General features: G+C 43.3%; 15 protein-coding genes and 1 other RNA gene. 11 read left to right on the top strand and 5 right to left on the bottom strand.

Annotated features, from left to right (window positions below; translation table 11 throughout):
• Window positions 1-162, bottom strand: a complete 162-nt coding sequence (locus MHH58_RS05650; protein WP_341345289.1) for a cytochrome c oxidase subunit 2A — start codon at window positions 160-162, stop codon at window positions 1-3.
• Window positions 163-280: 118 nt separating this feature from the next.
• On the opposite strand from MHH58_RS05650, the gene MHH58_RS05655 reads away from it, so the two are divergent.
• The gene (locus MHH58_RS05655; protein ID WP_341345290.1) at window positions 281-976 is read left to right on the top strand and encodes a Crp/Fnr family transcriptional regulator; all 696 of its coding nucleotides are present in this window, start codon (window positions 281-283) and stop codon (window positions 974-976) included.
• Between the two features lie 59 nt (window positions 977-1035).
• A non-coding RNA gene (gene ssrS, locus MHH58_RS05660) (6S RNA) lies at window positions 1036-1230 on the top strand.
• 408 nt (window positions 1231-1638) lie between these two features.
• Here ssrS and MHH58_RS05665 read toward each other — a convergent pair.
• On the bottom strand, window positions 1639-2937 hold the full coding sequence (locus MHH58_RS05665) for a replication-associated recombination protein A (protein WP_341345291.1): 1299 nt from the start codon (window positions 2935-2937) through the stop codon (window positions 1639-1641).
• 83 nt (window positions 2938-3020) lie between these two features.
• On the opposite strand from MHH58_RS05665, the gene MHH58_RS05670 reads away from it, so the two are divergent.
• Window positions 3021-3437, top strand: a complete 417-nt coding sequence (locus tag MHH58_RS05670; protein ID WP_115884451.1) for an RrF2 family transcriptional regulator — start codon at window positions 3021-3023, stop codon at window positions 3435-3437.
• Between the two features lie 72 nt (window positions 3438-3509).
• Here the strand turns inward: MHH58_RS05670 and MHH58_RS05675 are convergent, their stop codons facing one another.
• Both MHH58_RS05675 and MHH58_RS05680 read right to left on the bottom strand, forming a co-directional pair.
• A complete protein-coding gene (locus MHH58_RS05675) occupies window positions 3510-5195 on the bottom strand; it encodes an ABC1 kinase family protein (protein WP_341345292.1) in 1686 nt (561 codons plus the stop codon).
• Between the two features lie 74 nt (window positions 5196-5269).
• Window positions 5270-6622: an aspartate kinase gene (locus MHH58_RS05680; RefSeq protein ID WP_341345293.1), complete on the bottom strand. Its 1353-nt coding sequence runs from the start codon at window positions 6620-6622 to the stop codon at window positions 5270-5272.
• 146 nt (window positions 6623-6768) lie between these two features.
• Here MHH58_RS05680 and MHH58_RS05685 point away from each other — a divergent pair, with 146 nt between their 5' ends.
• From MHH58_RS05685 to MHH58_RS05700, 4 genes are read left to right on the top strand one after another with little or no spacing between them, the layout of a single operon-like run.
• Window positions 6769-7977: a homoserine dehydrogenase gene (locus MHH58_RS05685; protein ID WP_341345294.1), complete on the top strand. Its 1209-nt coding sequence runs from the start codon at window positions 6769-6771 to the stop codon at window positions 7975-7977.
• Window positions 7978-7979: 2 nt separating this feature from the next.
• Window positions 7980-9041 carry a threonine synthase gene (thrC, locus tag MHH58_RS05690; protein ID WP_341345295.1) on the top strand — a complete coding sequence of 354 codons (1062 nt, stop codon included), beginning with the start codon at window positions 7980-7982 and terminating at the stop codon, window positions 9039-9041.
• Window position 9042: 1 nt separating this feature from the next.
• Complete coding sequence (gene thrB, locus MHH58_RS05695) at window positions 9043-9921, top strand: homoserine kinase (protein ID WP_341345296.1); 879 nt, start codon at window positions 9043-9045, stop codon at window positions 9919-9921.
• A gap of 59 nt (window positions 9922-9980) precedes the next feature.
• Window positions 9981-10418, top strand: coding sequence for a DUF2188 domain-containing protein (locus MHH58_RS05700; RefSeq protein WP_135096602.1), 438 nt, complete (start codon window positions 9981-9983; stop codon window positions 10416-10418).
• Between the two features lie 177 nt (window positions 10419-10595).
• On the opposite strand, the gene MHH58_RS05705 is transcribed toward MHH58_RS05700, so the two are convergent.
• The gene (locus tag MHH58_RS05705; protein ID WP_341345297.1) at window positions 10596-11603 is read right to left on the bottom strand and encodes an LLM class flavin-dependent oxidoreductase; all 1008 of its coding nucleotides are present in this window, start codon (window positions 11601-11603) and stop codon (window positions 10596-10598) included.
• A 126-nt stretch (window positions 11604-11729) separates the two neighbouring features.
• Here MHH58_RS05705 and MHH58_RS05710 point away from each other — a divergent pair, with 126 nt between their 5' ends.
• From MHH58_RS05710 to recD2, 4 genes are read left to right on the top strand one after another with little or no spacing between them, the layout of a single operon-like run.
• The gene (locus tag MHH58_RS05710; RefSeq protein WP_341345298.1) at window positions 11730-12863 is read left to right on the top strand and encodes a cysteine desulfurase family protein; all 1134 of its coding nucleotides are present in this window, start codon (window positions 11730-11732) and stop codon (window positions 12861-12863) included.
• A gap of 30 nt (window positions 12864-12893) precedes the next feature.
• A complete protein-coding gene (gene mnmA / locus MHH58_RS05715) occupies window positions 12894-13997 on the top strand; it encodes a tRNA 2-thiouridine(34) synthase MnmA (protein ID WP_341345299.1) in 1104 nt (367 codons plus the stop codon).
• The gene (locus MHH58_RS05720; protein WP_341345300.1) at window positions 13997-14641 is read left to right on the top strand and encodes a tetratricopeptide repeat protein; all 645 of its coding nucleotides are present in this window, start codon (window positions 13997-13999) and stop codon (window positions 14639-14641) included. The genes mnmA and MHH58_RS05720 overlap by 1 nt, the downstream gene beginning before the upstream one ends.
• Window positions 14642-14647: 6 nt before the next feature.
• Window positions 14648-17011, top strand: a complete 2364-nt coding sequence (gene recD2, locus MHH58_RS05725; protein ID WP_341345301.1) for an SF1B family DNA helicase RecD2 — start codon at window positions 14648-14650, stop codon at window positions 17009-17011.
• Window positions 17012-17228: the final 217 nt, after the last annotated feature.

Raw genomic sequence — 17228 nt, forward strand, 5'->3', positions numbered from 1 at the left:
TTACATCCTTTCCATAAATAATATAAATGCGCCGAACCAGCTTAAAAGCATCAATCCGCCAATCGCCATTACCATCATAAAAGTGCCGCGCAAATCAAGCTTATGATGATTATCTTCATTGCGTTTTTCTTCTTTTTTAATTTTATCCTTTTCTTCAGACATGATTTCACCTTCTTTTCTCTCAGTTTTATATACATAAATTGTAGAATATATTTGTTTATAAAAAAGTGATAAATATCACACTTTGTGATAATATTTAATAAAATGAGGGAGGCGGAAAATGATTGATCAAGCCATTTTTTATCCGGAACATCTCATCAGTCTGATCGAAGAAAGCGGGAGCAGGATCACCTTTAAAAAAGGTGAATTCATATATCATCCGGGCGACCCGACCGCTTACATTTATTTGGTTCAAAAAGGACAGGTTTTTATCAGCAGAATGCAAGAAGAAGGGGCGGAGCTTGCGACAAACCTACTAAGTGAAAAAGGAATATTTGGTGCGGTGACCTTATTTTGCGGTCCGAAGGCACATAATACATCAGCCAGAGCAAAGACAGATGTTGCACTTTTCCGGTTGTCTCAAAAAGAGTTTGAAAAAATCATTATGGACAATGAAGATGTGAAGATGGAGTGGATGCGCTGGATGGAAATAGACAGGCAGCGCGCGGTAACGAAAATTCGTGATAATGTGATGTACGGTAAACTCGGCGCACTGTGTTCGAATTTAATCCGGCTGTCGAATTCGTTTGGGGAAACTGTGCCGGACGGCATAAGGATTACGGTGAAAGTAACCAATCAGGAACTAGGTTTCGTGTCCGGCACATCGAGAGAAGTTGTTAACCGTTTCCTCGGCGACTTGAAAAAACAGGGGATTATATCTGTGGAAAACAAAGTTATTACAATTCACGACATCGATAAACTGCGGCATATGATTAACTGTGAAAACTGTCATATAGACGTATGCCAAATATTTTAAAGCGCTTTCAAGCTTTTTGGTTTACATCTCAAAAATATGTGGTATTATTATATTAATAGAAATTCCTGAAGAGTTCGTGATGTGTTGACTTATATTTTGACCTAACACTTTTTTTATCGGGAGCCTAATTGGTTTTCCTTCAAAAAACAAGCCTATGTACTAAGTAGGACGTTTGGAGTTGGAAACAGGGCACCCACCTGCAAATAGCAGGCCAAAATAATCAACTATAACACACGGCTTACGTTGGGTATTTCGGTAGTCACCAAGTTTACTTGGTGGCTATTTTTTTGTCTTTTTTTAGTCTTATGAGAGTCTTGCGCGCCGCCGTGGATTGTCGGTGGCACGGGTCGGGCGTTTGCGCGCCACCGTGAGATTTCTGTGGCACGAGTCAGGTATTTGCGCGCCGCCGTGAATTGTCGGTGGCACGGGTCAGGTATTTGCGCGCCACCGTAGAATTTCGGTGGCACAAGTCAGGTATTTGCGCGCCACCGTGAATTGTCGGTGGCACGGGTCAGGTATTTGCGCGCCACCGAATCAGAGAGAGCTGTTCTTTGACTGAGTAATCCGTTTACTCAGCCAGAGAGCGTCTTTTTCGTCCCTCCGCGGAAGCTCGCGCATAACAAAAAAACCACCCGTATAACATAATGGGTGGCTGTCTCAAATTATTTTTTCCTGTCGTAATCGGCGTCTTTGTTCATTTTCTTCAAATTATGATAGGTCTCGTTGAGCGACGCTTCGTATTTGCTGATGCCGTCATCTTTATAGTAGCGCTGATTAACCAGCGTGTCAGGCAGGTACTGCTGGGCGACGACATGATTTGGATAATTGTGCGGATATTTGTAGCCGACAGCATTGCCGAGTTCTTTCGCGCCCTTGTAGTGACCGTCGCGCAGATGTCTCGGTACGGCACCGCCCCGGCCTTTACGTACGTCGGATAAGGCGCTGTCTATACTCGATATTGCTGTATTTGACTTCGGTGACAGAGCGAGTTCTATGACTGACTGAGATAAAGGGATTCGCGCTTCCGGGAATCCTAATCGTTCTGCGCTGATAATGGCATCGAGTGTACGCGAAGCGATGTTCGGGTTCGCCAGCGAGACATCTTCATAGCTGATGACGAGCAGCCGGCGCGCGATTGTAACGAGATCTCCTGCTTCAATCAAACGTGCTAAGTAGTGGAGGGAAGCGTCAACATCGCTGCCGCGGATGGATTTCTGCAGTCCGCTCATCACGTCGTAATGCATATCGCCGTCCTTATCGTGCAGAAAGGCGGATTTCTGCATGCAGTCGAGCGCATCCTTCAGAGTAATTTTAATGACGCCGTCTTCATCCGCATCAGTGCTTAAGGCTGCGAGTTCCAGAGCATTTAAAGCGCTTCGGACATCGCCGTGTGCCGATGTGACAAAGTGTTCAACAGCGTCGTCAGCGATTTCGATATTATATTCGCCGAGCCCGCGGTCTTTATCTTCTAAAGCGCGGTGCAAGGCAGTTTTAATATCTTCAGTACTAAGCGGTTCCAGTTCAAAAATCTGGGTTCTCGAGCGGATGGCGGGGTTAATCGCGTGATATGGATTGGATGTCGTTGCCCCGATTAAAATAATTGTTCCTTTTTCAAGGTGGGGAAGGAGGAAGTCTTGCTTCGCCTTATCGAGACGGTGGATTTCATCCAGGAGGAGGATGACACTGCCGCTCATTTTACCTTCTTCTGCGACAATCTGCATATCTTTCTTCGTATCCGTCACGGCATTCAAGGTGCGGAACTTATATTTAGTAGAGCCTGCGATGGCACTGGCAATACTGGTCTTGCCGATGCCCGGCGGACCGTAAAGTATCATTGAAGACAGTCTTTTGGCATCGACCATGCGTCTGATAATACCGCCTTTCGCGACAAGATGCTCCTGGCCGAGAACTTCATCGATTGATTCCGGCCTCATGCGGTAGCTTAATGGTTGTTTATTCATAGTATTTCACCTTATTTTAAAAGATATGTTATATTTAATTATAATATAAAAACTAGATGAACTAAAATTATTGAGGTGTAACAATGAAAATATCCACTCGCGGAAGATATGGTTTATATTTTATGCTGACGCTTGCGAAAGACTACGGCGTTAAAAAGCGCAGTGTAAAATCGGTCGCTACAGAACGCGATATCAGCGATTTGTATTTAGAGCAGATTGTTGCGAATTTAAAAAAAGATGGTCTCGTTAAAAGTACTAGAGGTGCCTACGGCGGCTATGAGCTGAACTATGCTCCTGATGAAATCACAGTTGGGCAGGTATTCAGCGCTGTTGAAGAAAATATTATGATTGTCGATGCCGACAGCCACGAAACTAAAAATGAAAGTTTCTTATGGAAACGTATCAGAGATGCGGTAAATGATGTGCTGGACCACACAACACTGCACGATATCGTTGACAATGATACCGATGAATTTGACGGCTATATGTTTTATATTTAACTTTAATTCCTTACTAAATTAAAAGATAAAAAATGCACCTGAGTCTGATTGATTCAGGTGCATTTTCTTTGTTTAAAACCGCCCGGATTTAACAATTGACCAGAGCAGCCAGATAAACATGCCCATGGCAAATATCGCAGCGATTTCTATAATCGGAATTCTGAATATAATACTGCCTTCACCAAGTATCGCCGAACCCACGATTAAGCCGACCATGACAATACTGAAGGCGAGCAGGACGATACTGAACGACAGACGGTTAATCACTCTGTCGAGATGTTTCGAAAACTGCGAACGGCCTTTAACATCAATTTCAATCGGCAGGTTCTGATTCTTCAGCCCCTTCGAGAACTGATGTACATTTTCCGTGACTTCTCTTAACTCACTGCCGAGCTGCTGAATTTCATCTATTTGGAAATTCAGCAGATTTTTTGGATTGTAGCGTTCGAGAAGCAAAGCTTTGCCGAATGGTTCCGCGACATCCATAATGCTGAAATCCGGATCCAGCTGGCTGACGACACTTTCCAGTGTCAAAAGCGTTTTCGCAAGTATAGTAAAGTCCTGCGGCAGTTTGATTTTATACTTATTGGCAATACCGAACAGATCATTTACTGCATCGCTGAAATTGAGTTTTGAGAGCGGTACATCGTAATACTTATCGCGCATAATTTCAGTTTCGCGGTTTAAGTCGCGCATAGATACATCGCTCGGCACGACACCCATTTTAACAATTGCTTTAACGACGCCGTCTGAATCTTTCCGCATCAGAGAAATGAGCAGGGAACCGAAATTATTTTTCAGGTCGCTGGTCAGCCGGCCGATCATACCGAAATCCAAAAAGACAAGCGTGCCGTCTGTGAGGACGCTCACGTTACCGGGATGCGGGTCGCCGTGGAAGTATCCTTCTTCAAAAATCTGCTGGAAAATCGCTCTCGCGAGTGTCTCGGCAAGATCGCTTCTATTGATATTCAGCTTATCCAGCTCGTCAAAATGATTCACGGGAATGCCTTTAATAAAGTCCATTACCATGACATTTTTTGTCGAATATTCCCAGTAGATTTCAGGGATTTTTATTTTATCGTCATTTTTGTGAGTCTTGCCGATGCGTTCTACGTTGCGCGCTTCAATCGTATAATCGAGCTCATTAATCAGCGCATCGGAGAATTCTTCAATCATATCCGTAACCTGGTAGTTTCTCGCCCATTCAAGATTGGATTCCGCGAGCACCGCAAGATGACGGAGGATTTCAAGATCGGTACGGACCGTCTTTTCTATGTTTGCACGCTGAACCTTAACAGCCACATCTTCACCGGTATGCAGCATGGCCCGGTGAACCTGGCCGATTGAAGCAGAGCCGACAGGCGTATCATCAAAAATCATAAAGAGTTCATCAATCGGAGCCTCCAATGATTCTTCAATTAATTTCCGGGCTTCAGCTGCCGGGAACGGCGCCACATGACTCTGGAGTTTCTCGAGTTCCTTAATCAGGTCAGGCGGAAGCAGGTCCCCCCTCGTTGAGGCAATCTGTCCAAGTTTAATAAACGTCGTTCCCATCTCTTCGATAAAAATACGGATTCTCTCCGCATAAGTCTTTTCGAGAACTTCATCGTTCTGCTGGCGCAGCAAAATACGCTTAGGCAGCGAAATCACACGGTCGAGACCGATTTCTTCTATGAGAAAGCCAAGCCCGCTTTTGGAAAACTGCATAGCAATTTCCCGGTAGCGGTTAATATAATTTACCCGTGTCTGAAGACTCATAAGCCGGTCACTCCTAAAATTTAAATACTATGTCCATTATAGATGTGCGCGTATTTTAGTTAAAGGATAATCCCTTAGAAAAACTCTCTGAACAATGCTCTGATTGACGGTTCGTGATCTTTCGTTTGAATTGCGAACATCATACTGTACTCTGTAGAACCCTGATTCATCATCCGGATATTCACTTTTTCTTCAGCAAGGGCAGCGGTGACGCGGCTGACGATACCGATTTGACGGGCCATACCGAGTCCCACGATAAAGAGCAGGCTTAAATCTTCTTCGACTTCAATCCATTCAGGTTCAAGCTGGAGGTCGATTTCCTCGATGATTTTATCCAGTGAATTATTATTTTCGAACTGATTTGAGCGCATAATAATAGAAATATCATCGATACCGGACGGCATATGTTCATACGAAATCTGATAGTCTTCAAGTATTTGCAAAATACGGCGCGTAAAACCGATTTCTTTATTCAGTAAATATTTATGCAGTGAAATAGAAGTGAATCCTTCATCGCAGCTGAAGCCGATAACTGGTATGTCTGGATTAAGTTTACGTTCCGGTACAATTTTAGTCCCTTCAATATGCGGCTCATTAGTATTTCTGATCATCACAGGAATTTTTTCCTGATACAGCGGTTCGAGCGCCTCATCGTGAAAAATACCGAAGCCGGCATAAGCCAGTTCACGCATTTCGCGGTAGGTAATTTCTTCAATTTTGTAAGGCTCTTCGATAATACCCGGGTGGGCTGCGTAGATGTGTGATTCATCTGTGTAATTTTCATAAATGTCCGCTCGAATGCCGCGTGCAATAATTGCTCCGGTAATATCGGAACCTCCGCGCGCGAACGTTACGATATTACCGTTGTCTGCAATTCCGTAAAAACCCGGAATAACGAGGACATCTTCGGGATAATCTTTTAACTTGTTAATTTCATCGTACGATGAAGGGAGCAGACGGGCATTGGCAGGAGTGTTTGTCACTCTAATGCCGGCTTCTTCGGGAGAAACGTATTTGGCACTGATGCCGAGCGAGTTAAAATATGTACTGATTAGACGGGCGTTAAAATCCTCGCCGCGTGATTTCAGAGCGTCGAGCAAGTAATCGTTGTCTTCAATCGTATTCAAATAATCTCTTAAAATACTTTCGAAATTATCGAGCAGAGATGAATCAATAGATAATTCCTCGACAATCGATTTGTAACGCATCAGAATTTCAGTCAAAGCCTCTTCAGTATCGAGACCTGCAATTTTGTTTGTGCAGAGTGCAATCAGCATGTCGGTAACTTTAACATCGTCATCGCGGCGTTTGCCGGGCGCACTGACCACAATGGTTTTAATATCTTTATCATTCTGTACAATGGATGCGACTTTCTTGATTTGTGTTGCATTAGATAGGGAACTTCCACCAAATTTAGCTACTTTCATATTTAACACCTTTTTTTATATTAGTTTTAGGGTCTTATAATACATGAAAAGTTTAGAAAAGTGTAGAGTTTTCAGAATAATACCTTGAAATTTTTTCAGAAGCACTCTAATATGAGTATTCATACTACTTAATATTGGAGGTCACTATGGATAAGAAGATTGCTTTACTCGGCATGGGCACCGTCGGCAGCGGTGTCGTTAATTTATTGCGAGAAAACGAAGATTTGATACATTCATCGTCAGGGGTGCGCTTTACAATTACCCATATTCTGGTTTCAGACACGGTGAAAACGAGAACGGCTGATGTGTCAGGTATTCGGGTGACCGATGATATTACTGAAATTGAAAATGCAGATATCGATCTTGCTGTCGAAGTAATGGGCGGAATTGACAGTACGAAAGATATTATCAATAAATTTTTAAAGCGCGGTATTCCGGTAGTGACGGCGAACAAAGATATGCTCGCTGTTCATATCGATGAACTGGAGCAAACGGCATCAGAGAACTCTGCAGCCTTATATTACGAGGCGGCTGTCGCCGGCGGGATTCCGATTATTCATACGCTGCAGCACAGTTTAAATGCCAACAGGATTTCAAAAGTTATGGGTATATTAAACGGCACGACAAATTATATTTTATCGAAAATGACGTTTGACGGCTGGGACTATAACGATGCTTTAAAAGACGCACAGGCAATCGGCTACGCCGAAGCAGATCCGACAGCGGACGTCGAAGGAATTGATGCAGCACGTAAAACACTGCTGCTCGCAAGGCTCGCTTTTAATAAAAAGTTCACGCTCGACCAGGTGAATTTAAACGGTATTACGAACGTGGATATTAAAGATATAAAACTGGCTGAAAGTGCAGGGTTAACATTAAAACTGCTCGGTGTTGCAGAAGATCTCGAAGATAAATACAATCTTTCGATTGAACCGATTTTTGTCGATACAAAGCATCAGCTGGCGAACGTGCACTATGAGAAAAATGCAGTATTCGTCAATGGCAATATGATCGGCGAAGCGATGTTTTACGGCCCGGGTGCGGGCGGCTATGAGACTGCATCAGCTGTAGTCAGCGATATGATTAACAGTGCGGTAATTACAGCGAAAGCGAAAAACATACCTGAAGAAAAGGGCGAACTGGCAACAGAGCTGCCGGACAGTGCTTATTATTTAAGATTTAAAGGATCACTGCCTGAAGCGGAATCGTATTTAACATCTCAGGATATCCAGTTTGAAATTCTTAGTACTGAAGATGCAGCGTTAAGAACTTTAAAAATGAGCGCACAAACATTGCAAAAAATTCAAGATACATTCGCCCCGGCTGCGGTGTATAAAATAAATGGAGCTGAATAATTATGACTTGGCAAGGTGTCTTAAAAGAATATAAAGAATATTTACCAGTAAATGAAAACACACCCGAATTGACTTTGTATGAAGGAAACACTCCATTAATCAAGTTAGAGAAACTGTCTGAAGAGCTCGGCATAGAACTGCATGCCAAGTTTGAAGGCTTAAATCCGACAGGGTCATTTAAAGACCGCGGCATGGTGCTGGCTGTTGCAAAAGCGAAGGAAGAGGGAGCGCATACGGTAATTTGTGCGTCTACAGGAAATACTTCCGCTGCGGCTTCTGCCTACGCTGCTCGCGCCGGTTTAAATTCAATCGTTGTGCTGCCGGAAGGGAAAGTGGCAGTAGGCAAAGTAACACAGGCTATGATGTCCGGCGCTAAAACAGTGACAATTGAAGGGAATTTTGATGATGCACTGAAAATTGTACGTAAGATATCCGAAGACAACGACGGCATTGAGCTCGTAAACTCATTGAATCCTTACCGCATCGAATGCCAGAAAACAGCATCCTTTGAAGTGATTGATGCTTTAGGCAAAGCACCGGATTACTTATGTATTCCTGTCGGCAATGCAGCAAATATCGCAGCCTACTGGAAAGGTTTTAAAGAATATAACGAGAAAAAAGGAACGTCGCTGCCGAAAATGTACGGCTTCGAAGCTGAAGGCGCAGCGGCCATAGTTAAAAATAAAGTGATTGAAAATCCGGAAACGGTCGGCACTGCCATCCGTATCGGAAATCCTGCCAGCTGGGATAAGGCAGCGGCTGCCCGCGATGAATCCGACGGTAAAATTGATTCCGTCACTGATGAAGAAATACTGTCTGCTTATAAACGCGTCGCGTCAACTGAAGGTGTCTTCTGTGAACCGGGATCTGCTGCATCACTTGCAGGTGTTCTTAAATCGGTTGAAAACGGCAGCATACAAAAAGGTTCCACAGTCGTAACTGTCTTAACAGGAAACGGTTTGAAAGACCCTGACACAGCGATGGAAGTCGCGCTCGACCAGCCGAAAAAGCTGCCGCTCGATGAAGAAAAAATAGTCGAATACATCGAAAGCTTAGAGCAGTAAGATGGCTGATTTATCATTAAAAATACCAGCCTCCAGTGCCAATCTCGGCCTGGGATTTGACTCAATCGGCGTTGCAATTAACAAGTTTTTATATATAGAAGCGACACTTGCAGATTCCTTCAAAGTGTCGTTTAAAGACTTTGCACTGTCTGTACTGCCGTCAGATGAAACGAATTTATTATTCACAACAGCGCGCTCCATTGCAGAAAAGTACAATAAAGAACTGCCGGCCCTGCATATTGAAATGCAGAGTGAAATTCCGCTGTCCCACGGGCTCGGCTCGTCATCGAGTGCTATTGTCGCAGGAATTGAACTTGCTGATTATTTTCTGGAACTTAACTTAACCGACTATGATAAAGTACTGCTCGGCTGTGAAATAGAAGGGCATCCGGATAATGTCGGACCGTGCATAACGGGCGGAGCATTCGTTGGTTTTTATCAGCAGGGAGAACTTTTTTACTATCATTTAAATCTGGATAATATTGGTTTGATTGTGAGTGTGCCTGAGTATGAAATCAATACTGAAGAGGCGCGTGACGTCCTGCCGAATGCCTATACGAGAAGTGAGGCGGTCGCACAGAACGCGCTTGCCAATGTAATGATTCTCGCTTTGCATAATAAAGATTACAGATTGATGGGCGAGCTGATGATGAAGGACAGCTTTCACGAACCTTACCGTCAGCCGCTGATAAAAGAATTTGATGATATTAAAACTGCAGCGCTTGATGCGGGTGCACTTGCAACTGTTATCAGCGGTGCAGGTCCGACAGTGCTGACGCTGGCGGAGGAAGACGTGCTTGAAGCAGTGCTCAAAAAGCTGCAGGAAGTACAGGATGTGCACCACGAGATTGTGAGTGTGTATACTAAAGCGGGAGTTTAAGAACTGTTTAACAGGGAAAAGTGATATTAGTTAAATTTCTATGGAAAAGGACTGATATCATGGCTTGGAATATGCAGGATTATCCCGATTCACTGAAGAACTTCGATAAACTTGAACGAAAGAAAATTATCGATATAGCGAATGCGCTCTTAGACAGCGGTTACAGTGAAGAACGCGCGGTGCCGATTGCAACATCCGAAGGTAAACAATGGTATAAAAATGCATCTGAAAAAGAACTGAAAGAGTTTGAAAAAGAAGGTAATCCGTCGAAAAATGATTCACACGATACCGACAGTGCGAATCCCGATCTGCTTGATGAAGATGTTATCGTGAAATACGATGACGACGCTGAAGAATGGACGGTTAAATCTGTTAAAGCAAAACGTGCGGCTGGCACTTACAAATATAAAAATGAAGCAGTTGAGCGCGCAGAAGAAATCGCAGATAACAAAGGTTCGAAAGTCGTGAAGTATACAAAAGACGGAAAAAAAGAATAGGATTAATTTGATGAAGGGCTGATAATCAGCCCTTTTTTTCGGCCTTGGTGCGGCGTTAGAAGGGTGAATCCGCGATGTAGTTAAAACTATTCCCATACTTCCGCATACACCTCTCAAAATACTAAATAAAAAAAGCAGAATGCCCTCAATAGGCAGTTCTGCTGGTAAATACAATCTTTATTCTATTTCTGTGTTATATTCTTTAACCGCTTCTTCAAACAAATCATAAGATTTCAGTAAAGCGTCCATATCGTAAATATAAGCCGCTGCGATAATTTCATCGACATCGAATTCCTGCTGGAAGTCTTTCAGCTGCTGAACTGCATCTTCTTTAGTTCCGAAGAACTGCAGCGGGAACTGGGTATTAATTGCGTGTTCTTCACGCGGTGACCAGATGCCGTCCATAGAATCTACAGGCGGCTGCAGCAGCATGCGCGAACTTCTGAATAAACTGAGAACATTCATATAGTGTGTCGTTGCTAAATAGTCTGCCTGCGCTTTTGTATCAGCTAAAATCACATTGTTTGAGACCATTTTATAAGGTTCAGACAGCTGCTTGCTCGGTTTAAAGTTATTTTCATAAATTGAAAATGCTTCTTTCATCTGCGCCGGCGCAAAGTGTGCAGCAAAGGCATAGGGTAGTCCAAGACTTGCTGCGATATGTGCTGAGTCCGTTGACGAGCCGAGTACATAAATTGGAATATGCGTATTATTCCCCGGATAAGCAACGAGGGAAGTGCCGGAATTCGATAAATATCTCTGCAGCTCTTCAATTTCATCTTTAAATGAAAATACACCATCGTGATTGTTGCGGCGGATAGCATTTGCCGTCAGCATATCAGTACCCGGTGCACGTCCGAGTCCGAGATCCAGACGGTCGCCGAAGATTGCATGCAGTGTCCCGAATTCTTCTGCCACAATATACGGTGAATGGTTAGGCAGCATTACTCCGCCGCTGCCTACACGCAAATGTTCAGTATTTTGAAGAATGTGCTGAATCAGCTGGCGTGTCGCACTGGAAGCGATGGATACCATATTATGATGCTCCGATATCCAGTAGCGCTGATAACTTGAACCGTCCACGTGCTTGGCCAAGGTGATCATATCTTCAAATGCACCGGTTGCATTTGAGCCTTCACGGACAGGTACTAAATTCAGTACTGAAATATTTATTTTTTTAGTCATCTTGAAACCTCCAGATAATTTATCTAACATCTAGTATTCTCTTATAATCAAACAGAAAAGTATAAATATCTGCCTGAACATGGTAAAATCTATAAGAATTAAAAGTAGATGATGGGTAGGGATAACATGTCAATTTATGTGGATTATGCAGCCACGACTCCTATAGATGAAGAAATTTTAAAAAGTATGCTCAATTCGGCGGATAAATTCGGCAATCCGTCAAGTATTCACCGTATCGGCAAGGAAGCCAAAGCGTTTTACGAAGCATCCCGTAAAAATATAGCGAAACGCCTCAATGCACATCCGGATGAAATAGTGTTTACCGGCAGTGCCACCGAAGCCAATAATATGGTAATTCGCGGGACAGCGGATTATTATGAGAGACCGCATATTATCACAACAGCTGTAGAACATGCTTCTGTTAAAGAAACATATCAGGATCTCGAGGATACGTGTGATGTTACTTATTTAAGCGTCGACAAAGATGGCCGGATCGATATCGATGAACTGAAAGATGCACTGACTGAAGAAACGAAACTCGTCTCGATTATTATGGTCAACAACGAAACGGGTACTGTTCAGCCGATGGCAGACATCAAAGAGGTTCTAAAAGACAGCGGAGCGCTGCTGCATATCGATGCAGTGCAGGCCTTTAAACAGCTGCCGGTCGATGCAGAAACACTGAACTGCGACTTCCTGACGCTGAGCGGTCATAAACTGCATGCGCCAAAAGGAATTGGTGTACTGTATGTGAGACGCAACACCCATCTGAAAAGATTGATTACGGGCGGTTCGCAGGAACGGGAACGCCGTGCAGGAACAGAAAATACTTTATACGCCTACGCGATGATGAAAGCAGTCGAAAAAGCAGACGAAAACCGCGAGGAAAATACAAAAGTGCTGCGATCATTAAAAGAAACACTGCTTAAGGAACTGCAGCAGCAGGAAGTACCGTTTGAAGTGAATGGTGACGTTACTACACAGACAAACCATATTGTTAATTTGTACTTTCCGTGGACTACTTCCGAATATATGTTAACCGCACTGGATATGGCGGGTATATACGCTTCTGGCGGATCGGCATGCAATGCAGGAACTGTTCAGCCGTCGCATGTCATTGAAGCAATGTACGATGAAGACCGTGCGAGAAGATCTATCCGTTTCAGCTTCGGTGAACAGCTGACTGAAGACGACATGAAATATATCGCGAAAAAACTTAAAACTATATACACAAAACTCGGTAAGAACGGGTTTATATAATTATTTAGAGAAAAGAAAGGAAGTATTTTAATGACGAATAAAGACACGACAGTTGTTGTTGGAATGAGCGGAGGCGTCGATTCTTCAGTAACGGCAAAACTGCTCCTAGAGGAAGGCTACAACGTTGTCGGAATTTTTATGAAAAACTGGGATGATACGGATGAGTTTGGAGTATGTACTGCGACGGATGATTATGAAGATGTAAGGCTCGTTGCAGAGGAAATCGGCATTCCGTATTACTCAGTTAACTTTGAGAAGGAGTATCATGACCGCGTATTCCAGTATTTTCTTGATGAATACAAAAAAGGCCGCACACCGAACCCGGACGTTATGTGCAACAAAGAAATTAAATTTAAAGCATTTTTAGATCATGCGATGAAGCTCGGGGCGGATTATGTTGCAACAGGCCACTATGCGCGTGTGATTCACGATGATAACGGGGTAACAATGCTCCGCGGTGTCGATAACAACAAGGATCAGACCTACTTTTTAAATCAGCTGACAACAGAACAGCTGTCGAAAGTTCTGTTCCCGCTCGGCCATCTGGAAAAACCGGAAGTACGTGAGCTCGCACATAAATACGATTTGGCAACAAAAGATAAAAAAGATTCGACAGGAATCTGTTTTATCGGCGAAAGAGACTTTAAGGAGTTTTTAAGCAATTACCTGCCGGCGAACCCGGGACGCATGATTAACATGGATACCGGTGAGGACAAAGGCAAGCACGACGGCCTTATGTATTACACAATCGGTCAGCGTCAGGGACTCGGTATCGGTGGAGACGGCGGACCGTATTTCGTAGCAGGAAAAAATCTTGAAACTAACGAATTATATGTAGTGCAGGGAGATAATCATGAAGCTTTGATTTCCACAAGTCTTCTGGCAAGCGATGTGAACTTTATCAACCCTGTAGCAGATACTTTCGAATGTACTGCGAAATTCAGATACCGTCAAAAAGATGTGCCGGTCACTGTTAAAGTAACGGGCGATGATCAGATTGAAGTGTCATACGAGAGCGCAAGTGCAGTAACTCCGGGTCAGGCTGTTGTTTTATACGACGGAGACACAGTTATTGGCGGTGCGACAATCGATAAAGTATTCCGCAATGGTGAAGCACTGGAGTACCTTGCGTAATGTTTGATTATCAAAAACATATTGAAGCAGGAGAATATGAGAAGGCACTGGAATTGATTTTTAAAACGATTGATGAAAATCCGCAAGACGAAACCCATTATATTAATGGGGCTGTAGTTCTCGGCGGTATTGGGAAAATAGAGGAAGCGGAACGCTTCCTGCAGCAGGCGCTGGTGCTGAAGCCGGACAGTTTCAGCGCGGGCTACACACTTGGAAATCTGTACTTTAATGCCGAACGCTATAAAGAAGCACTCACCTTGTATTTAAGCGTCTATGATAAACATTATGAAGACGGCGACTTAAATTTTATGATTGCACGTTCCTATATGAATACAGATAATTTTGCAATGAGTATTCCGTTTTTTGAGGCTGCGTATAACAAAAAACCTGAAGATACAGATATCAATTTTGAATACGGCTTAACATTGTGCCAACTGGAACAGTACGAACCGGCTGTAAAATTGCTGACATCCGTGACAGAGGTACAGAATCACTCAGATGCGGAGTACAACCTCGGTCTCGCCGTTTATATGAAAGATGAAGATTCAAAAACGGCGCAAAAACACTTTAGACGTGCTGTTGAAATACAGCCTGACCATCATCTTGCGCAGCATGCTCTGCAAAAATTTAAAGAATTGGAGTAGATTATTATGACATCTGATGCACAGACATCTATCTATGATGAACTTTATATTATCGGTGATGTGGATCGTGTAATCTTTATGAGTGCAGATACGCGGTTTCATGTTCTGCGTGTCAATGTCTCGAAGACGAACACCCAATTTAAAGATGATGCAATTGTTACCGGCCATTTTCATGATATCCAGGAAACAGAGAGTTATAAATTTACAGGCAAGGTGACGCAGCATGCCCGTTTCGGCGAGCAGTTCAGCGCTACTGAATTTAAAAAAGAAATCCCGAATACGAGCCACGGCCTGGTGCAGTATTTCTCGAGCGATAAATTTCCGGGTGTCGGCGAGAAGACGGCTGAAAAAATTGTCGATGCACTGGGCCTCGATGCGCTCAGCAAAATTGTAAAAGATGATAATGCATTAAATGAAGTCAGAGGGCTGACAAAAGCTAAAAAACTGCAGATTACTGAAACTGTCCGCAGTTCAAATGTGGCAGATGAAGCTTATCTCCTGATGATTAAATTGAATATCGAACCGTCAAAACGTTCAAAAATTATCGATACATACAAGGAAGATACCTTAAATGTTCTCGAGAACCATCCGTATCAGCTCGTCAGTGATATATTCGGTATCGGCTTTAAAAAAGCTGACCAGATAGCGCTTAACGCAGGTATAGAACCGGATGATCCGGAACGTCTTGTTGCGGGTGTGATGCACACGCTGAATGATGAAATTACGAGCATCGGCCACACTTATATCATGCATGAAGAACTAAAGGAAAAAACGCTCGAGCGGCTGAATACATCCGGTATATATTTCAGGGGCGATGATGTAGCCGTTGCAGCAGAGCAGCTGGCACTGAATAAAAAGCTTGTTATTACAGAAGACAGAGTCACGCTGCCGAATATTTATTATTCAGAACATAAAGCTGCCGAGAAAGTAAGCAGTATTCTCGCGCATAATCCTGATGAGCTTGATTTAGAACTTGCTAAAGATGTCATCAGCGGTATTGAGAAAACGCTGTCGATTGATTATAACGACAAGCAGCGCCATGCAATCTTAAATGCGCTGACAGAAAAAGTATCGATTATTACCGGCGGGCCGGGGACCGGTAAAACTACGATAGTTAAAGGGATTATTACCTTGTATCAGGAAATCTTTGAATATGAAGATTACGATTCATATGAACCGAAAAACTATCCGGTCAAACTCGTCGCCCCCACCGGACGGGCGTCTAAGCGGATGGCCGACACTTCCGGTATTGAAGCGAGTACGATTCATAGGCTGATCGGCTGGGGTCAGGATACGGCAGTCGACGATATTATCGACAACGAAATTGAAGCGGAATTGATTATCGTGGATGAAATGTCGATGGTGGATACCTGGCTGTTTTATCAGTTTATCCAGAACGTTATGCCTCATACAAAACTCGTCTTTGTCGGCGACAGTGCACAGCTGCCGTCGGTCGGTCCGGGAACTGTCTTTAAAGATTTAATCGGTTCCGGGACAATTAAAACGACTGTACTCGATACTGTCTACCGCCAGGGTGAAGGATCATCAATTGTCAAACTGGCCTATGATATCGACAAAGGCGTACCGATGAATATAAACGATAAATTTAAAGACCGACTTTTTATTCCAGCAGGAACAAATCAAATTGCCGATGTAGTCGATACAGTAGTATCCAAAGCGGTAAAAAAAGGATATGACATGCGGGATATTCAGGTGCTGGCACCGATCTACAGAGGGCCGGCAGGAATAAATATTTTAAATCAGCTTCTGCAGAAAATTTTAAATCCTGAGTCTGAGGACAAAACAGAACTCGAGTTCGGCGACAAAATTTTCCGGACGGGCGATAAAGTCATTCAGCTGATTAACCGGACAGAAGATAATATCTTTAACGGCGACTCCGGTATTATCGACGGTATCTACTTTAAAGATACGGATGATGTAGATAAAGATACGCTCGTTGTGGATTATGACAATACGAAAATTGCATATGAACGCAGTGACTTGACGGAACTGTCGCACGCCTACTGTACAAGTATCCATAAAGCTCAGGGCAGTGAATACCCGATTGTCATTATGCCGATCGTCTCGAGTTATTACCATATGCTGATGAAAAATATCATTTATACGGGAATTACGAGAGCGAAAGAATCATTAATACTGTGCGGCGACGCCAATGCTTTTTACAGCGCGATTAAACGCGAAGGTATTCCGAGAAATACGATGCTGCAGCAGTTCCTGCAAAAATACTGTAAAGTATATAAAGAAAATCCGGAGGAGCTGCCCGAATATTTAACAGAAGAAATGATTGAAAACATGACGATTGATCCGATGATCGGCATGGAAAGTGTCACACCGTACGAATTTGTTTGACACTAAATGATTATAAAATTATAATTGGTATTAATAAAAGCTGAATTTCCGAATATGCGGGTATTACTTTTAGAGACATTGTGGCTGGTGAAAACAATGATAATCCGTATATGTGCTGCCTTTCAGTCAGTTTAAGAAAAACTAAAGTGATGACTATGTCATAATTTGGGTGGTACCGCGGTAACAATCGTCCCTTTATTAAGGGGCGGTTTTTTTG

The sequence above is a fragment of the Jeotgalicoccus sp. FSL K6-3177 genome (assembly GCF_038050175.1).
GTDB classification, from domain to species: domain Bacteria; phylum Bacillota; class Bacilli; order Staphylococcales; family Salinicoccaceae; genus Jeotgalicoccus; species Jeotgalicoccus nanhaiensis.